The organism is Rothia sp. HMSC069C01 (assembly GCF_001814655.1).
GTDB lineage: Bacteria > Actinomycetota > Actinomycetes > Actinomycetales > Micrococcaceae > Rothia > Rothia dentocariosa.
On record NZ_KV817408.1, the window covers coordinates 793,365 to 811,344 of the forward strand.

15 protein-coding genes and 1 pseudogene are annotated in these 17,980 nt (G+C 52.2%); 2 read left to right on the forward strand and 14 right to left on the reverse strand.

What is annotated here, in order from left to right:
• Nucleotides 1–98 precede the first annotated feature (98 nt).
• Nucleotides 99–293 carry a hypothetical protein gene (locus HMPREF2981_RS10125; RefSeq protein WP_004004406.1) on the reverse strand — a complete coding sequence of 65 codons (195 nt, stop codon included), beginning with the start codon at nt 291–293 and terminating at the stop codon, nt 99–101.
• A gap of 228 nt (nt 294–521) precedes the next feature.
• On the opposite strand from HMPREF2981_RS10125, the gene map reads away from it, so the two are divergent.
• Both map and ppgK read left to right on the forward strand, forming a co-directional pair.
• Nucleotides 522–1,418, forward strand: coding sequence for a type I methionyl aminopeptidase (gene map, locus HMPREF2981_RS10130; protein ID WP_070662796.1), 897 nt, complete (start codon nt 522–524; stop codon nt 1,416–1,418).
• A 123-nt stretch (nt 1,419–1,541) separates the two neighbouring features.
• Nucleotides 1,542–2,333: a polyphosphate--glucose phosphotransferase gene (gene ppgK, locus HMPREF2981_RS10135; RefSeq protein ID WP_172461400.1), complete on the forward strand. Its 792-nt coding sequence runs from the start codon at nt 1,542–1,544 to the stop codon at nt 2,331–2,333.
• A 103-nt stretch (nt 2,334–2,436) separates the two neighbouring features.
• Here the strand turns inward: ppgK and nrdR are convergent, their stop codons facing one another.
• The 13 genes and pseudogenes from nrdR to murG form a co-directional block, all read right to left on the reverse strand.
• Nucleotides 2,437–3,048, reverse strand: a complete 612-nt coding sequence (nrdR, locus tag HMPREF2981_RS10140) for a transcriptional regulator NrdR (protein WP_013398850.1) — start codon at nt 3,046–3,048, stop codon at nt 2,437–2,439.
• A 250-nt stretch (nt 3,049–3,298) separates the two neighbouring features.
• On the reverse strand, nt 3,299–6,841 hold the full coding sequence (dnaE, locus tag HMPREF2981_RS10145; protein ID WP_013398849.1) for a DNA polymerase III subunit alpha: 3,543 nt from the start codon (nt 6,839–6,841) through the stop codon (nt 3,299–3,301).
• 56 nt (nt 6,842–6,897) lie between these two features.
• On the reverse strand, nt 6,898–7,806 hold the full coding sequence (locus HMPREF2981_RS10150) for an RluA family pseudouridine synthase (protein WP_246825467.1): 909 nt from the start codon (nt 7,804–7,806) through the stop codon (nt 6,898–6,900).
• Nucleotides 7,807–7,872: 66 nt separating this feature from the next.
• A complete protein-coding gene (lspA, locus tag HMPREF2981_RS10155; protein ID WP_070662802.1) occupies nt 7,873–8,496 on the reverse strand; it encodes a signal peptidase II in 624 nt (207 codons plus the stop codon).
• A gap of 170 nt (nt 8,497–8,666) precedes the next feature.
• Complete coding sequence (locus tag HMPREF2981_RS10160) at nt 8,667–9,251, reverse strand: DivIVA domain-containing protein (protein WP_013398846.1); 585 nt, start codon at nt 9,249–9,251, stop codon at nt 8,667–8,669.
• 274 nt (nt 9,252–9,525) lie between these two features.
• On the reverse strand, nt 9,526–9,828 hold the full coding sequence (locus tag HMPREF2981_RS10165; protein ID WP_004004398.1) for a YggT family protein: 303 nt from the start codon (nt 9,826–9,828) through the stop codon (nt 9,526–9,528).
• A gap of 3 nt (nt 9,829–9,831) precedes the next feature.
• A pseudogene (locus tag HMPREF2981_RS11165) lies at nt 9,832–10,143 on the reverse strand (cell division protein SepF); the annotation flags it as partial.
• An 812-nt stretch (nt 10,144–10,955) separates the two neighbouring features.
• Nucleotides 10,956–11,777, reverse strand: coding sequence for a YggS family pyridoxal phosphate-dependent enzyme (locus HMPREF2981_RS10175; protein ID WP_004004396.1), 822 nt, complete (start codon nt 11,775–11,777; stop codon nt 10,956–10,958).
• A 54-nt stretch (nt 11,778–11,831) separates the two neighbouring features.
• Entirely contained in the window at nt 11,832–12,647 is an 816-nt protein-coding gene (locus tag HMPREF2981_RS10180) for a purine nucleoside phosphorylase YfiH/LACC1 family protein (protein ID WP_037230819.1), read from the reverse strand.
• Between the two features lie 94 nt (nt 12,648–12,741).
• Nucleotides 12,742–13,953: a cell division protein FtsZ gene (gene ftsZ / locus HMPREF2981_RS10185; protein WP_004004394.1), complete on the reverse strand. Its 1,212-nt coding sequence runs from the start codon at nt 13,951–13,953 to the stop codon at nt 12,742–12,744.
• A gap of 208 nt (nt 13,954–14,161) precedes the next feature.
• Nucleotides 14,162–15,382, reverse strand: a complete 1,221-nt coding sequence (locus tag HMPREF2981_RS10190; protein ID WP_246825457.1) for a cell division protein FtsQ/DivIB — start codon at nt 15,380–15,382, stop codon at nt 14,162–14,164.
• A 2-nt stretch (nt 15,383–15,384) separates the two neighbouring features.
• The gene (gene murC / locus HMPREF2981_RS10195) at nt 15,385–16,869 is read right to left on the reverse strand and encodes a UDP-N-acetylmuramate--L-alanine ligase (RefSeq protein ID WP_037230817.1); all 1,485 of its coding nucleotides are present in this window, start codon (nt 16,867–16,869) and stop codon (nt 15,385–15,387) included.
• Nucleotides 16,870–17,964: an undecaprenyldiphospho-muramoylpentapeptide beta-N-acetylglucosaminyltransferase gene (gene murG, locus HMPREF2981_RS10200; protein WP_004004391.1), complete on the reverse strand. Its 1,095-nt coding sequence runs from the start codon at nt 17,962–17,964 to the stop codon at nt 16,870–16,872.
• Nucleotides 17,965–17,980: the final 16 nt, after the last annotated feature.

Consider the following 17,980-nt stretch of genomic DNA (forward strand, 5'->3'; position numbering starts at 1 on the left):
AGAAAAACCGTCTTAGGGAGCAGCGGAAAATCTACAAAGCACAAGAGCCAGCCTCACACGCGGTGAGTCTGGCTCTTATAGATTTGCGCGGAAATCGGCTAGTCCTGGTTATCCCATTCTTCATTACGCTTCTGTGCTGTTTCCATGGCCTTTTCGGCCTCTTCGCGTGTCGCATAAGGACCCCACAGGTGGGTAATCTTACTCTGCTGCCCTTCTTCTACCTGCCCAGTAAAGGTGTTGTACCAGTACTGCACCGGGTGCGGACCGGGGGTGATGTCTTCGGTAATGCTCATTATTCTCCTTCAGCATGCCTGCGTTTTGGTGACAGAAAACTACACAGGTTCTTTATGTCCTTCACGGTAGCACCTTTTATATCCTCATGCGCCGTCTTTCACCAATTTTCGTCAACTTTAAGGCCCTGCGCACGCATGGCGAAAAATATTCTGCATATATGGAAAAAGGTTCGGGTTTTGTATGGGGTACCTAGCGATACACCTGTGTTCTGCCGGTAAGATAATTTTATGGCTACTTCTCATAATCTTCCCGCAGAACCGGGTGCCGCGCCCATAGGGTGCCTGACCCCCGGAGTTGTCACCCCCATGCGCACTGTACCGGCAGATATTGTTCGCCCCGAATACGTGGGGAAGAAAACCCCCAATGAGGGCAACGACTCAAATATGTACACCCCTGAAGAGGTTGAGAGAGTACGTGCAGCGGGTAAGGTTGCTGCAGGCGCTATTGTGGAAGCGGCAAAGATTGCCGTCCCGGGCACGACAACCGATCAGATCGATGTGCTGATCCACGAGTATATTTGCGATCACGGTGCCTACCCCTCCACCCTGGATTACCGCGGCTACCCGAAATCGGTATGCACATCACTGAATGAGGTTATTTGCCACGGCATTCCAGACTCCACGGTACTTGAGGACGGCGACATTCTGAACCTTGACGTCACCGCATACCTTGATGGAATGCACGGCGACACCAATAAAACCTTGTTGGTGGGCAATGTCGATGAAGAATCCCGTCTGCTGGTCGAACGTACTGAAGAAGCCCTCAACCGTGCGATGAAGGCGGTTAAACCGGGCCGTCAGATCAACGTTATCGGTCGCGTGATTGAAAAATATGCGGCGCGTTTTGGATACGGTGTAGTGCGTGACTATACCGGGCACGGCGTGGGGCGCGAATTCCACTCGGGCCTTATTATTCCTCACTACGATGCAGCTCCCGCCTATGATATGGAGATCAAAGAGGGCATGATCTTCACCATCGAGCCCATGCTGACCCTCGGCACGATCGAATGGGATCTGTGGGATGATGATTGGACTGTGGTCACCCGTGATCGCAAACGTACCGCCCAATTTGAGCACACCATGGTTGTCACAGCAGACGGCGTGGATGTTCTCACCCTGCCTTAGTTTCCTCCCAATAACACAGACACGACGAAAGAGAGACCTATGAACGAGACTACTGCTGCAATTCCTCCGGTCGAAAACTCGGTAGAATACGTCGATGTTCCGGCGCCCACCCCCAAAGACCTGATGATCGGTATTGATATTGGCGGTACCGGTATGAAAGGCGGTATCGTCGATCTGCGAACCGGTAACCTGGTATCCGAGCGTTTTCGTATTCCCACCCCGCAGCCAGCAACCCCACAGGCTATCGCACAGGTGGCACGCCAGATTGTTGATGAGCTTCAATCACGTGAGATAGCGCCAGAGCCTTATTCTGCTATCGGCGTCGATTTCCCCGCCGTTGTGAAGAATGGTGTGGTTTTCTCAGCTGCAAATGTTGATCCCGCCTGGATTAACACTAACCTTGAACAGCTCATCAGCGACGCTCTGGATTCAAGGACTGTTTACGGCATTAATGATGCTGATGCCGCAGGTCTTGCCGAAGCCACCTACGGGCAAGGACGAGACAAGACGGGGCTCATCGCCGTTATCACTTTAGGAACCGGTATTGGTTCCGCCCTGATTAACAACGGGGTTTTGGTGCCGAACACCGAACTCGGACACCTTGAAATTGACGGGTATGATGCGGAGTCCCGCGCATCCGCGCGAGCACGCGAAGTTCATGATCTTTCGTGGAAGAAGTACGCCAAAAAGCGTCTGCGCCGGTATTTCCAGCATGTTGAAGCGTTGTTCTCCCCTGACCTTTTCATTATTGGTGGAGGCATCTCAAAGAACCCCGAAAAATTTATGCCCTACTTCGAGGACGAGATTCGCACCCCTATGGTGATGGCGACTCTGCGCAATAATGCAGGCATTGTGGGCGCTGCGCTTTGGGCTGGCGGAATGCCTTCCGAACGTCAGCGGCGCGGCGAACTCTAAAGCCTGTAAAACTTCATAAAGCGCGAACAGATAATATTTTGACGAAACAGGTAGCCCTGTTTCGTCAAAATATTATCTGTTCGCGGGATTAAACAACTGATGCTTAGAGGAATGTCCCCTGAAGCGGGTTGCTCTCGTTTGATTTCCCAGAGCGAGCCTTGGTAGTTTTGGCGGTATTTTTCTTCGCAGGCTTCGCGTCTTTATTTCGTTTGTCTTGGGAAGTTTTATCCGAAGAGGCTACCGCGTCCTCTGGAGGCTCGGCATCTCCCACGCGGTCCTCACGCAGAAGAGCGATCGCAGATTCAAAGTCTTCAAGGTTCTCGAATGCTTGGTAAACGCTGGCAAAGCGCAGGTAGGCTACCGCATCCAGTTTGGAGAGCGGTTCAAGGATGGTAAGTCCCACCTCGTGCGCGTTAATTTCGGCGAGTCCGCGGGCCCGAATAAGCTCTTCGACTTCTTGAGCAAGTTTTGCCAAATCGTCTTCACCCACCGGACGCCCCTGGCAGGCTTTGCGCACACCGGCAGCAATTTTGGAACGGTCGAATGGCTCGGTCACACCGGAGCGTTTAATGACGGAAATAGTAGTTGTTTCAACGGTTGTAAAACGCCGACTGCACGCGGTACATTGACGACGGCGGCGGATGGCCGCACCGTCGTCGGTAGTTCGCGAATCTACTACGCGAGAGTCTGTGTGTTTGCAGTACGGGCAATACATGGTGTCTCCTCAGGTGGGCACTGTGCAGCACCCGCGTCGAGCATCATCATTCTTATTTTACAGATGCCGTCAAGAGAACCGTCAGAGGCTTGTGTTCATCCAGCCACGCCCACGATGGTTTAACACCCAGCATTAGCCCGCTGTGTAGATCTCTGAAGAGCTGACCTAACGGTTCGGTAAGGATTATCCAGGGGAATTATCCCTCCTGAATAAGCCTTACCTATACCGCTAGATATTGAGGGCTTCTCCCCTACCTGCGAATGCAGCTGGGACCGAAAATCGTCTTAATCTCACCAAAGAGGCTGGGATTGGGATCAACTCGCACACTCGAATCCAGAAGGACCAGCTGCTCTTTATCACGAGTGCGCAGGAGCATCCGGACATCCACATTCCCGCGATGATCACGCAGAACGTCCTTCAGTTCCTTGAGACGGTCCTCCGTCACATGGTACTCGGGCACCGAAATCGTAATCGGGGCGCCGCGACCATCATCGCTCAGCTCAAGAATCTGCATTTCCTGAGCGCTCATATTCACGCTACCGTCATCACGCCTCTGAATACGGCCCTTAATAGAACAAATCAGGTCATCCGCCAGGGCATTGCCCATCGTCTCATATGCACGGGAGAAGAACATGACGGTCAGGGTAGCACCCGATGAGTCCTCAAGCTCTACCGACGCATACTGATTACCGCTCGACTTGGCAATACGCCGCGAAACGCTCGTGAGCATGCCCGCGATCGTTACCACTTCGCCGTCGCGAATATGCGAGTCCTCGTCGATAATATCGTGCACGGATGCGGTTGCCGCGTCCGAAAGCGCACGTTCCAGACCGCGCAGTGGATGATCGGAAACGTACAGACCCAGCATTTCACGTTCGAAATTCAGTTTCTCGCGGCGTTCCCAGTCGGGAATATCTGGAACGGTCACCGAAAGATCGTCACCGAGCGCATCATCCATGCCCAGGGAACCGAAGAGGTCAAACTGACCTGCTGCCTCTTTGCGTTTCACGGAGACTGCAGCATCTACTGCCGACTCGTGCACCAGAGAAAGAGAACGGCGAGTATGTTTCAACTCGTCGAAAGCACCCGCCTTAATCAGCGATTCTATGGTGCGTTTATTACACACAACCAGCGGAACTTTCTTCAGGAAGTCGTTGAAAGACTCAAAGTGTCCCTTCTCTTCGCGGGCTGCAATCATGCCGTCGACCACGTTTGCGCCCACGTTACGAATAGCGCCCATGCCGAAACGGATATCCTTCCCCACAGGCGCAAAAGTCAGGGTGGATTCGTTCACATCCGGGGGCAGCACGGTAATACCCATGGCACGGCATTCGTTGAGGTATAGAGCCAGCTTATCCTTGTTATCGCCCACACTCGTTAGCAGAGCCGCCATATATTCCTGCGGATAATGCGCCTTCAAATAGGCGGTCCAGTACGATACCAAACCGTATGCCGCAGTATGGGCTTTGTTGAATGCGTAATCGGAAAACGGAAGCAGAATATCCCACAGGGCCTTAACTGCGCCCTCCGAGTACCCGTTAGAAATCATGCCATCGTGGAAAGCCTCATATTGTTTATCCAGCTCAGCTTTCTTCTTCTTACCCATCGCGCGACGCAGCAGATCCGCTTCACCCAGCGTATAATTTGCAACCTTCTGGGCGATCGCCATCACCTGCTCCTGATACACAATCAGGCCATAGGTAGTATCAAGAATCTCGGCAAGAGGCTCTTCAAGCTCGGGGTGAATCGGCTGAATCTCTTGCTTACCGTTCTTACGAAGGGCATAGTTCGTGTGTGAGTTCGCACCCATAGGTCCAGGACGGTACAGGGCAAGCACAGCGGAAATATGCTCGAACTCTTCAGGCTCCATGAGTTTGAGTAGGCTGCGCATCGGACCGCCATCAAGCTGGAATACGCCTAAGGTGTCACCACGCGCCAGTAGGCGATAGGACTCTTTGTCATCAACCTCTAGGTTTTCGAGGTCTATCTCTATGCCGCGGTTCATCTTGACGTTATCTAGTGCGTCAGAAATAATCGTCAAATTGCGAAGACCCAAGAAGTCCATTTTGATAAGACCCAGACCTTCACAGGTGGGGTAATCAAACTGGGTAATAACCTGCCCATCAGCCTCGCGGCGCATCACGGGAATCACGTCAGTCAGGTTTTTGCTCGACATGATAACGCCCGCGGCGTGCACGCCCCACTGACGTTTCAGACCTTCCAGACCTTTTGCGGTCTCGAAGACTTCGCCGTAAATCTTATCGACCGGGTCCTCGATAAGTGCACGCAGATCGCCCGCTTCGGAGTAGCGCTTATCTTCGGGGTTATACACATTGGCAAGTGCAATGTTCTTACCCATAACGTCCGGCGGCATCGCCTTTGTGAGGCGCTCACCTACCGAGTAGGGCTGATCCATCACGCGAGAAGCATCTTTGAGCGCCTGCTTCGCTTTAATGGTTCCGAAGGTGACGATCTGTGCGACTTTGTCTTCGCCATATTTCTCGGTCACATAGTCGATCACTTCGGCACGACGGCGATCGTCAAAGTCCACATCGAAGTCGGGCATTGACACGCGGTCGGGGTTGAGGAAGCGCTCAAAAATCAGATCGTGATTGAGCGGGTTCAGATCGGTAATACGCATGGCGTAGGCGACCATCGAGCCTGCACCGGAGCCACGCCCTGGGCCCACACGGATACCATTGTTCTTCGCCCAGTTGATAAAGTCCGCCACCACAAGGAAGTATCCGGGGAACCCCATGGAGGTAATAACGCCTACCTCATATTCCGCTTGTTCACGTACCTTATCGGGCACGCCATTGGGGAATCGGTAGTGCAGTCCTCGTTCAACTTCCTTCACGAACCAGGATTCTTCGTTTTCCCCCTCGGGTACAGGGAAATTCGGCATATAGTTCGCTTTGGTATTGAACTCGACGTTGCATCGTTCAGCGATTTCAAGAGTATTCTCGCAGGCCCCTGGAACATCGCCGAATATCTGATACATCTCTTCCGGCGAGCGCAGGTAGAAGTTGTCAGCATCGAATTTAAAGCGTTTAGGGTCGGTCAGGGTCGAACCAGACTGCACGCACAGAAGTGCAGCGTGCGCGGTGTGATCTTCTTGGCGAGTGTAGTGCAGATCGTTCGTCGCGACAAACGGCAGGTTAAGCTCTTTGGCCAGACGGTGCAGATCTGCTTGCACATTACGCTCGATATCAAGCCCGTGATCCATGACCTCGCAATAGAAATTGTCCTTGCCAAAGATGTCACGGAATTCTGCTGCCGCTGCGACTGCCTCTTGGTACTGACCCAAGCGCAGACGAGTCTGAATTTCTCCGGAAGGACATCCGGTCGTGGCGATGAGCCCTTTAGAGTAGGTTTGCAGTACTTCGCGGTCCATACGCGGCTTGTACAGCTGACCTTCCAGAGAGGCGACAGATGATGCGCGGAAAAGATTGTGCATGCCCTCGGTGGTTTCCGCCCACATAGTCATATGGGTGTATGCACCACCACCGGAAACATCGTCGCGAGAGCCATCGCCCCAGCGCACACGTGAACGGTCGGTACGGTGGGTTCCGGGAGTCAGGTACGCTTCCACACCGATAATGGGTTTAATGTCATTGGCCTTCGCTTGACGCCAAAAGTCGAACGCGCCGAAAAGGAACCCGTGATCGCTGGTGGCCATAGAGTCCATTCCGAGTTCCCGTGCGTATTGAAAGAGGTCGCCTAGGCGGGCAGCGCCGTCCAGCATGGAATATTCGGTATGCACGTGCAGATGCGCGAAGCCCTTCTTAGCCACGTTTTCTCCTCATTAGCTGTGGTTGTTGGTCTCTTAGTGTGCTGACTGAGTTTTAGTTATGCTCTGGTGATGTTCCCGGTGCGAAGCGCCTCAAGTGCATAGTCTAAATCCTGCGGATAGGGGCTCTCAAATTCAACGCGCTCTCCGGTGGTAGGGTGAGTGAACCCTAGGCGATGCGCATGCAGCCACTGCCGGGTCAGGCCAAGTTCGGCGCTAAACCGGGGGTCGGCTCCATAAGTGAGGTCGCCGCAACAGGGGTGCCGTAATGAAGAGAAATGCACACGGATCTGGTGAGTCCGTCCCGTTTCTAAATGCACCTCAACAAGAGAGGCAGACCCGAAAGATTCCAAAGTTTCATAGTGGGTAATAGAAGAACGTCCATCCTCAATAACGGCGAATTTCCATTCATGCCCGGGATGCCTACCGATGGGAGCATCAATAGTCCCCATGAGAGGATCCGGCAGTCCTTGTACCAGGGTATGATATACCTTCTCAACGGTACGATCCTTAAAGGCACGTTTAAGCTCGGTATATGCCCGCTCGCTGCGCGCCACCACCATAAGCCCGCTAGTGCCGACGTCCAGCCGGTGCACAATCCCCTGACGCTCTGCCGCCCCGGAGGTAGCCACGGTAACGCCTTCTCCCAGAAGAGCCGAAAGAACAGTGGGCCCATGCCACCCGTGAGAAGGATGCGCGGCAACACCAGCAGGTTTATCGACCACCACAATATCGTCATCGCAATAGACTATGCCGCAGCCATCTACCTTTTCGGGCTGAATATCGGCAAGGTCACGCGGAGCAGGCGCATTCACAATTACAGTTTCGTCCGCAGAAAGTTTATGCGATTTACCGATTTTCAGCTCATTTCCACGCTGAACCACACGCACATGCCCGTCGCGAATCCAGCCGGATGCGCGGGTACGCGGTATCTCAAGGGCACCGGCGAGAGCAGCGTCCAATCGCATACCTACTAGAGCCTCAGAAACATCGAACTCGGCGGTTATGCCTGCTGGCGCAACATTATCGGTCAATTATTCCCCTTCGGAGATCTTCTGAGTTTTCACGTGGGTAGATAGTGCGGAAACCTTCTTCGCAGAGGATTTAGCACGTGTACCAAGCAGCGTTATGCCACGGAAGTTAAGCAGTACGATTAAAGCCATACAAACGCAGATCGCCGAATCGGCAATATTAAAGATGGCAAAGTTAGGCACCGAAATAAAGTCCACCACGTGTCCCATACCGAATCCTGGCTCACGGAAAAGACGATCAAAAAGGTTTCCGAGAACACCGCCCAGCAGCCCTCCAAGGGCAAGGGTCCAGTTCAGAGCCCGCGTCCTTCGGAAGAGGTAAAGGACGGTTGCAGCGGCAAGCGCCATAATAACCGTAAATATCCAGGTTGCATTCTCGCCGAGAGAAAAGGCAGCGCCAGAATTCCTGATGGAATACCACCACAGAAGACCATCGATCACGGGGATGCGCTCCCCAATCTGCATCTTGGTAACCACCAGAAGCTTTGTGCCCTGGTCAATGAAAAAAATAATAAGAGCCGTTAGAATCCCGACTACCCATGCGCCGCGTGATGAGAGTATGCGCGTAACAGACTTATGCGATGCTGTTGAACCAGCGGCAGACGCAGTGGTCTCTTCAGATTCCATGTATCTCCTCGGTGAAGGGCAATGAGCGGGGCGGCGGATGTTGTACCTGAATTCGCCCTCCTCTAGCTTATCTTAAGCCAGGTATAAACAACCGCCCGCAAAGCCAGTAGCAAAGTTCTTCTTGCCACGGATGCGGACGGTGTTTATAAAAAGGTATCGAAACTTAGAGCTTAGCGAGCATCTGCTTCAAAAGACTTAAGAGTCTTCAGCTCTTCAAGCTGAGAGGTGAGGTGTTCCTGCAACTTCGAACGGTAACGCGACTCAAAACCACGCAGGGACTCCACGGTGATTTCCAAACTGTCACGCTCATCGGTGAGCTTGGAAAGAACCTCATCACGCTGAGAACGTGCAGCTGCCACCAGATCTTTAGCTTCTTTCTCACCCTTAGCAACGAGTTCTGCACGGGTTTTTTCACCCTGAGAGACGTATTCGTCATGGAGTTTCTGAGCCATGGCAAGCAGACCTGCTGCATCCTGAGCGCCGCCAGCAGCGACGGGTGCTGGGGTGCTGGTCTTATCCTGTGCAGCGGACTTAGCCGTTGCAGACGAAGAAGACGTATTGTTGGTCGCCGGAGTTGCCGAACCAGACTGGGCGGCCGCAAGCTTACGCTTGAGGGATTCGTTTTCGGTGTACAGTGCGCGGAGCTCAACAACAAGCTCATCAAGGTAATTATCAACCTCATCGCGGTCGTACCCGGATTCGTTTCTCACAATTTTGAAGCTCTTGTTAATCAGATCTTCGGGGGTGATAGCCACAGCTTATCTCCTTTGGAATAAAGTTATCTGTGAATAGGTTTTGGGATGCCCATAAATTTATTAAGTAAACTTACGGTGCTGGCTAGGGTACCGCCCATTATTCTACTCTTCTCTACACTTCAAGACCCGATTTTCCAGGAATTCGGCGCAGAGAACCTCTTACCATCATAGTAAATGTATTTCCTGACGGAAAGTCTGCCTCGCCGTTATTGCTTCATACATCTTTATGCATATCAGAAAAATTTATGCTTTGACCAGGAAATATAACTGTTATTTAGCGTGAAAAAGTTAGTGTCAAAGAGGTCATCACTGACAATAAAAGTCCCACGCCTAAAATCAGAATCAGAAACCCAGTATCAAGGGCGAAATTACCAATACGCAGTGGCGGTACAACCTTGCGAAGCTGGTTCATAGGCCAGTCCGTCAGAGCATACACTCCAGAGGCGCACAGCAGGGCAATCCCTCGCGGACGCCACCCCGGCACAAAGACACGCACCCAGTCCAGAAGCATCCGCAAGAGCAACCCAATGTAGAGAATATGCAGGGCTATGGTAATGATGGCGAAGATGTACCCCATGCATTACCCCTGGTCAAAAGGAAACGGACCCTCAGCCTCAAAAGCGCCCGGTGCCGGAGTCGTGTCAGCCCCCAGTACCTCTAGGTTTTCGGGGGTTAGCAAGAATACCTGCCCGGTCACACGTTCAATGCGACCTGAGAGCCCGAATGCGAGTCCGGAGGCAAAGTCCACAAGACGTTTAGCATCCGAATCGCTCATTTCAGCGACATTCATAATCACAGGAATATTCTCACGAAACGCTTCACCAATAATTTTGGCGTCGTTGTATGAGCGGGGGTGGATTGTTGTAATGCGGCGCAATTCGTCCTCATCTTCCTCGTAGGGGTATCCGGCACCAAGACCCTCGTCAATGCCGTAAGAATTCACATCAAGCTCATGAACTTGATCGTAGCCGGAGGAAGGGTAGGGGTACTCGTCGGTCTCGTAGTGATTTTGCACCTGGTATTCCTCTCGGTTAGTTTTCTGTTCCCGGTGTGGGATTGGCGTGTAAGTCGCGGCAAACTGGTTGGTTTCTTGCCGCTGAGCTGAAGTTTGATAAGCAGACGATGCCGTAATCGCTTCTGATTCTACAGATAGTGGCTCCGCAGCGCCCGTTGCCTGCGGCATAGCTGCGGTGTCAGGGTTAGCAGATGGTGGTGTGGGTAATGCATTCAGCCGGGTTCCAGGTGATGGAGCGGGAGTTTCAGTGGAAGGAATAGATGCCTCATCCGTCGAATCATGACTATGGACATCCTGCATACCTTCCGATAATTCTTCAGTTTCCGACCCATAACGAGTCACGCCGAAGAAAGAACCGAGGCTATTGGCAAGTTTGCCACCGCCTTGTTTCGCCATTCTTTACTCTCGTTTCGCAGTCGTACATTCACATATATGCGGGAGATTCGCTCCACCGATACCTGAGATTCTAACGTGGGAAATAGCACCGCACACGCTGTCGGTTCGACACCGATTATATATGTTCACAGAGAATTTTGGGGGTATTCCCACGGGCTTTATTGACGATGATGCATATTCTTAAAGACGACGTCAACCATCCCTCACAGGTGTACATTCTACCAGCGCTTGAAAATCCTATCAGCGTATTTCTCATCTGCTGCATGCCTTGCACAACAAAACCTGGTAAAAATCTAGGGGTAATCTCGCTTCCCCATGATGTCGCTTCCTACCCGCACACACGTAGACCCCCAGCGAATAGCGGCTTCTAAATCTGCACTCATACCCGCCGAAATCTGATCTGCATGCGGAAACTCGGCGCGCAGGCCCTGCGCCAATTCCCAGAGTTTTTCAAAGGATTCGTCGGGGTTCGCACCCAGTGGCGCCACCGCCATAATACCCCCACAGCGTAATTCTTCTTGAGCTTCGATACGCTCAGCAAGCTCTAAAATCTCGTCTTGGTCCGTTCCACCACGCGCCCCTTCCGATGCATGTCCGGCCGTTGCCTGCGCTTCAAGCGAAACCTGAATCAGACATTCTAGAGCTCCTTGGGATAGAGCCGCTGGGGCATCCTGCTCCCCCGTCTCATAGCGAGCTACTTGGTTGCGATAGGCTTTTGCTAAAGAATCAATCAGAGACGAACGATCTACGGACTGTACCTGATGGGCATATTTTACGACGGACTTTGCCTTATTCGTTTGCAACTGCCCAATAAACGTCCAGTAAGCGGGGTCGGCAGGTTTTTCGATGGCTCGAAGAGCACGAGCTTTAGGAGCCGCCTCTTGATCACGATTCTCACCAAAAATACGTACCCCCTGGGTGTAAAGCGCTGCTACATCAGAGGCAGGGAAAAACTTGGTCACGGTGACAAGGCGAACTGTAGGGCTATGCTCGGTGCGCACACCACTGGTATCGGCTTCAGCATCGCGGACGCGCGCCATAACCCGTGCGTAGTTATCCGCAAGCTGCTGCGCGCGTTCCGAGGTGTACGTCAATGTCTGTTCTTCGCTCATCATCAGTCCCCTTTACCGATATACCCTCATACTCAGCTCTTCTTCAATTTTAAGATCTTAGGAAGGTTTCGTCACCCATACGAGCCCAGCGATACGTCCGGGTGCTTCACCTCGATTCATAAATCCTCGATGCGAAAAAAGACTGGTGCTTTCATAAGTGCAGGCTGCCAAGTCGGTAGAAACCTCTATCTTCAGCTTATTCAAGAGAGCAATCGCTCCCGCTGGCAAATCTAAAGCCGGTGTTCCTTGGCTTGTCTGAGCGTACGTTTCAGGAATCTGCTGTGTCGCATGTTCGCGCATATCTTCAGGTACCTCATAGCAGCTTCCGCATATACTAGGCCCTAACCACGCGTGAATCTGTGTTGCGCCCTGCTCTCGCATCGTCGCAACTGTGCGTTGAATAACTCCTGCAAGTAGCCCAGGACGCCCTGCATGTGCCACAGCAATAATGGGCACGTCATGTGGGGTAGGTTTCTCTCCCACGAACACGAGTGGAATGCAGTCAGCAACCATAATAGCTAGAGGCTGACCTGTTGTACTGTAGGCAGCATCTGCTTGCGGAGCCTGCTCGCGTAATTGATCGGCACGTTTCAACGTATATGCTCCACGCTCGTCATTCGGAGAAATCTGTGTACTCAGAATATGATCGGCGCATACAATATCTGCACCGTGTACTTGATTGAGGTAGAGGAAAGGAGCCGAACCGCAGAGACTTTGTACATCAGCACGGTTTTTCAGCGTTGCGGTATGGGACTCGCCCGCATTAACATGAAGCCCCAAATTACCGGCCGACCGTGAAGTAAATCCGATATGCACGGTATATGGGCCGCTGGTATAAGTTCCTGTGGAGTAGAACGGGTTGAGGGTACTCATGGTTCTTTCTGCTGTCATAAGGTCAAAGCATACACAAAGGAGCCAGGACGTATATGTCCTTGGCTCCCTTATGTCTAAAAAGGATGTGTGCGACTTACTTCAGGAAGTCGGGCACATCGAGGGTATCGCGCCGCGCCGGGGACTCTTCCACGACGGGCGGTAGATCAACATCAAAGCCAGCCGCGGCAGGAACATCATTCTGCTGAGTACCATTCTGCGCACCGCCGAAACCATATCCGGTTGATGCGGGAGCTGCAGGAGCGGCCTGCGCAGAGCCGCCGAATGCCTGCTGAGTACGCTGCGCCTGAGCATTTGCCGAAGCTGAACTGTTAGCGTTGGTGTTAGTCTCAGGATTGACAGCGTCAAATCCAGCGGCAATAACGGTCACACGTGCTTCATCACCCAAGGCGTCATCAATCACAGCACCGAAGATAATATTTGCGTCAGGATGTGCGACTTCCTGGACCAGGCGTGCAGCCTCATTAATCTCAAATAGACCGAGATCGGAACCGCCCTGAATGGAGAGGAGTACACCGTGTGCCCCATCAATGGATGCTTCCAAAAGTGGGGATGCGATAGCGAGCTCGGCGGCTTTAACAGCGCGGTCTTCACCAGCGGCAGAGCCAATGCCCATCAGAGCCGAACCAGCCCCCTGCATAACAGACTTAACATCTGCAAAGTCAAGGTTGATCAGACCCGGAGTAGTAATCAGGTCGGTAATACCCTGCACACCGGAGAGAAGAACCTGATCTGCCGATTTGAAGGCGTCAAGCATCGAAACGTTGCGATCAGAGATAGAGAGCAAACGATCGTTCGGAATCACAATGAGGGTATCTACTTCATCACGAAGTGCAGCAATGCCGGTTTCTGCCTGGTTCGAACGGCGACGACCTTCAAAGGTAAAGGGACGAGTTACCACGCCGATCGTGAGGGCACCCAAAGAGCGTGCAATACGTGCTACAACGGGAGCACCGCCGGTACCGGTGCCGCCGCCTTCACCTGCAGTCACGAAGACCATGTCTGCGCCCTTGATAACCTCTTCGATTTCCTGGGCGTGGTCTTCAGCAGCCTGACGACCGACCTCGGGGTTTGCGCCCGCTCCGAGACCGCGAGTTAGTTCACGACCAACATCAAGTTTGACGTCAGCGTCAGACATCAAAAGTGCCTGAGCATCTGTGTTAATAGCGATGAATTCTACGCCTCGCAGGCCAACCTCGATCATACGGTTGACTGCGTTGACGCCACCGCCACCGATACCGACGACTTTGATGACTGCCAAGTAGTTCTGGGGAGTTCCAGCGTCCATTTATCCCTCGATTATTTCGTGTAAATCTCTAGAAAAACCAAAGGTTCAAGTAGAACCTTAGTCTTCCTAACCTCATAGTGACTTTATCTGCAAGGATACCAACAGTTTCACCAGGTTCCTAGTTGCCTGAGGTATTTGACGTGTATTATTTATAGATTTTTATAAAAAATCTATCTTTTTACCCGATGCTTAACCATAAGGTTAAAGGCTAACGAGTAACCGGAACACGCGGCGAAGAAACATCATAAGTGTTTACTTTATTAGTAGCTTGTCCTTGTTGTGCGGTTTTTGACTGGTCCTCATGTACCGCCTCCATCAGTTTGGTTAAAACCTTAGCTTTAAGGTCACTCTCTTCAGCTGTACCCCACTGTACGACAACCCCATCCTTCAAGGTTAAGTTAATATTTGAGGTTGAGCTTGCCCGTGCCTCCTTCACCTGTGTCAGGATTGACGAGGGCAAAGCAGAGAGCACATTTGCAACCGTGCGGAAGGCCGCAGAATCCTGGGGAACTTCCTGTCCAACATCGACAAGCGGAACATTGATTCCATCAGCATTCTCAACTTCACGAAGTTTGATTCCCTCACTATCAACAACCACATATTTCCCGTCCTGATGAATGACGGCAACAGGGGTACGCTCTTTGAGGGTTACAACTAGTTCATGCGGAGGATGCGCCTCAATCTGCACGCCGCGCAGTACATGCTCCTGGTCGATAAGTTCACGCACCTTCTGATCATTAATACGAGTCAGCGGCGTGCCCTTGAGTGGTTCCAGTTTCTGCTCAACCTGCACGCTATCCAATAGCGAAGCGCCTTCAACTCGAATAGTCTGAACAGAGAGCAGCGGAGAATAAAAGACCAAACCGATATATAGAAGCACAGCAAGCATGAACGCACCAAAGCCGTAAAGGAGTTTCCGCAATCGAGTGAGCGGACGTCGGCGCTTCGAAGTCTGACTCTTACTTTGGTCTTCTGCCAAAAGCCCGTCGAGCCCGGGGTCATCGCGTAATTGGGCGATACGCCCCTGCTCTTCGCGGATCTCCTGTTCCCGCGCTATCTCGGTTTGGCGTTCCTTCTCACGTTCACGATGCCATCGGCCAAAGGTACTAGACGTAGATTTCGCCGATTGTGAATCCAACTCATCCGGTTCAGATTCCCCTGCATCCAGACGTATATCACGGTCCTTGAGCTCTGAAGATTCAGAATACGTTGCACGGGAAGAACCCGTCTGGCTCTTACTTTCGGTATGAGTTTCTTGCTCAACAGGATTCGTCTGGTTCTGAGGGCTCATACCTTCAAAAGATTTTGACGTATCTTCAGCAGGTTTAGCTTTCTTTTTGCCGCGAACAACCGGTAACTTCGGAGTACGTATCGGCGAGGTTGCAAACGCTTCCGTGCCCGGTTTTCGCTTTTGACGTCCTTTAGCCACTATTACTCCTTAAGGTAACGGGCATGTAGCTCATGCAGAATACGCTCTCCTAATGCGGTAACATCACCTGCACCAATGGTCATAATAATATCGCCTGGAACAGCACACATAGCAATATCTTCAATGGCTGCAGCTGCATCCGACGCATAATGCACCTCAGAAAATCCAGCACCGGTGATAAGTTCACTCGTGACTCCCTCAATCGGAAGTTCCCGGGCAGGATAAATATCCAGTACATACGAACGATCAGCCTTCGAAAGAGCCTGCGCGAAATCGGCGGCAAATTCTTGGGTGCGTGAGAACAGATGCGGCTGGAAAACCACATAGAGGTTATGCCCATCGGCAACCGTGCGGCCGGTCTCAAGTGCACGGAATACCTCTGTTGGGTGATGAGCATAATCGTCAAAGACTTTAATACCTGCTACGTCACCACGCAGAGTAAAACGTCGATCTGCTCCTCCGAAGCCGTATAACGCGGCGGCCGCGTCCTCAGGTTGTGCTCCAGCGAGAAGAGCGGTAATAAAAGCTGCCGCTGCGTTCAACTGATTGTGAATACCGGGTACCCGCAGCTGAGCATCCTGTTCGCCTTCGTAATGTTTACTCGCGCACTCGAAAGACCAGCGCAGTGTTGCCGAAGACTCCGAGCCGTGGCTCGTAATGCGTGAAACCCGTAGATCAGCCTCAGTAGACTGGCCGTAAGTTACCACTTCAATCCCAGCATCGCGCGCACGTTCTGCAAGCGCACGAGCGCCTTCATCATCCCAGCATGTCACCAAGACGCCCCCAGGGGCCATAGAGGCAACAAAACGGTTAAACGCCTCATACACGCGTTCGGGAGTTTCGTAGAAATCCAAGTGGTCAGGTTCAACGTTGGTAACCACTGCGATCGCAGGCTGGTAGCGCACAAAAGACCCATCGGATTCGTCAGCCTCTGCTACAAACCAAGAGCCTTCACCAGTGGCCCCCAATCGCGCGTTGCTGCCGTATCCTGCAATAACTGTTCCTACCGCGAAAGACGGGTGAAACCCTAACTTATCCAGCATGACGGCAATCATGGAACTGGTTGTGCTCTTACCATGCGTGCCAGCAACCGCTACAACCTGTGATGATCCCATAGCGGCAGCCAAAGCCTCAGAGCGGTGCAATACCCGAAGGTTCTGAGCACGAGCCGCAATCAGTTCGGGGTTATCTTCGTGAATGGCCGTTGAGATAACAACGGTATCAATATCGTGAATATTCGCAGCATCTTGGGGAGTATAAACACGAGCGCCCGCTTCACGTAAAGCCTGAATAGTCGCCGTTTCTGCTCGGTCAGAGCCGCTTACGGGAATACCAGCTTTCAGCATCAACGTTGCAATAGCACTCATACCGGCACCGCCGATCCCTACAAAATGCACACGTCCCAACTCCTGCAGAGATGCGCGCGCGGGAAACGGCGGGTTCAGGGGCTCAGGAAGCACCATGTTAAGGTTCATCAGTTCGGACATTTATTTAACCACCTTCAGGGTTGCCTCAGCCATAACATGTGCGGCATCACGAATGCCCAATTTATATGCTCGACGACCCATTTCTTTTAACTTCTGAGCATCAGCCATCAACGATGGAATTTCACGGGCAAACCACGCCCCGGTCATTTTCTTATCTTCGATGAGAAGCGCGGCTTCTGCCATAACCAGAGAACGAGCATTGAGACTTTGTTCACCATTACCAAACGGGAGCGGAACAAAAATTGCGGGTACACCCACCGCAGCAACTTCGCTTACGGTTGCGGCTCCAGCACGGACTATCAAAAGATCGGCTGCGGCATAAACATCCTGCATGCCGTGGCTAAACTCAATCTGACGATAATTTGGGGCTGTAACGGGCTCGCCTGAATCATCCACAATAGCTTTGCCTTTACCAGTAATATGCAAAACCTGAAAACCCCAGTCCTCAAAATTCGTAATGTTCTCAGCGACGGCGTTATTAAGGCTTTGTGCGCCTAAGGAACCGCCCGTCACAATCAGAACAGGCTTATCGGGGTCAAGACCTAGAGTATGCCTCGCCTGTGCTCGTGCCGCTCGACGGTTCAGATGCGCGATCTCATCTTTCATGGGCATACCCACAAGTTTGGCGCGAGGGAAAGGGGTGTTGGAGAAAGCCACACCCACAAACTTCGCTAGAGGACCACCCAGTTTATTTGCTAAACCGGGCTTTGCATTAGCCTCGTGAATAACAACAGGAATGCGGGAGAAAAAAGCGGCAAGATATGCTGGCGGACACACATAACCACCTACGCCTACTACAACATCTGCATTCGCATCTTTGAGAATTTTACGGGTTTGCGAAATCGCTTTTGCGAATCTTGGTAAAAAGGTTAATGCGTTAAGCGATAGACTTCGGGGGAAAGCTACACGCGGAATAAACTCAATATCAAATCCAGCTTCAGGAACTAATTGAGCTTCCATCTTATCCTTGGTGCCAAGAGTCAGAATATTAGCTTCCGGCTCAATCCGGCGGATTTCGCGTGCTATAGCAAGCATCGGGTTAATATGACCAGCGGTGCCGCCGCCAGCGAGAACCACAGAGGGTGCCTTAGACATAGATAATAACTCCCAA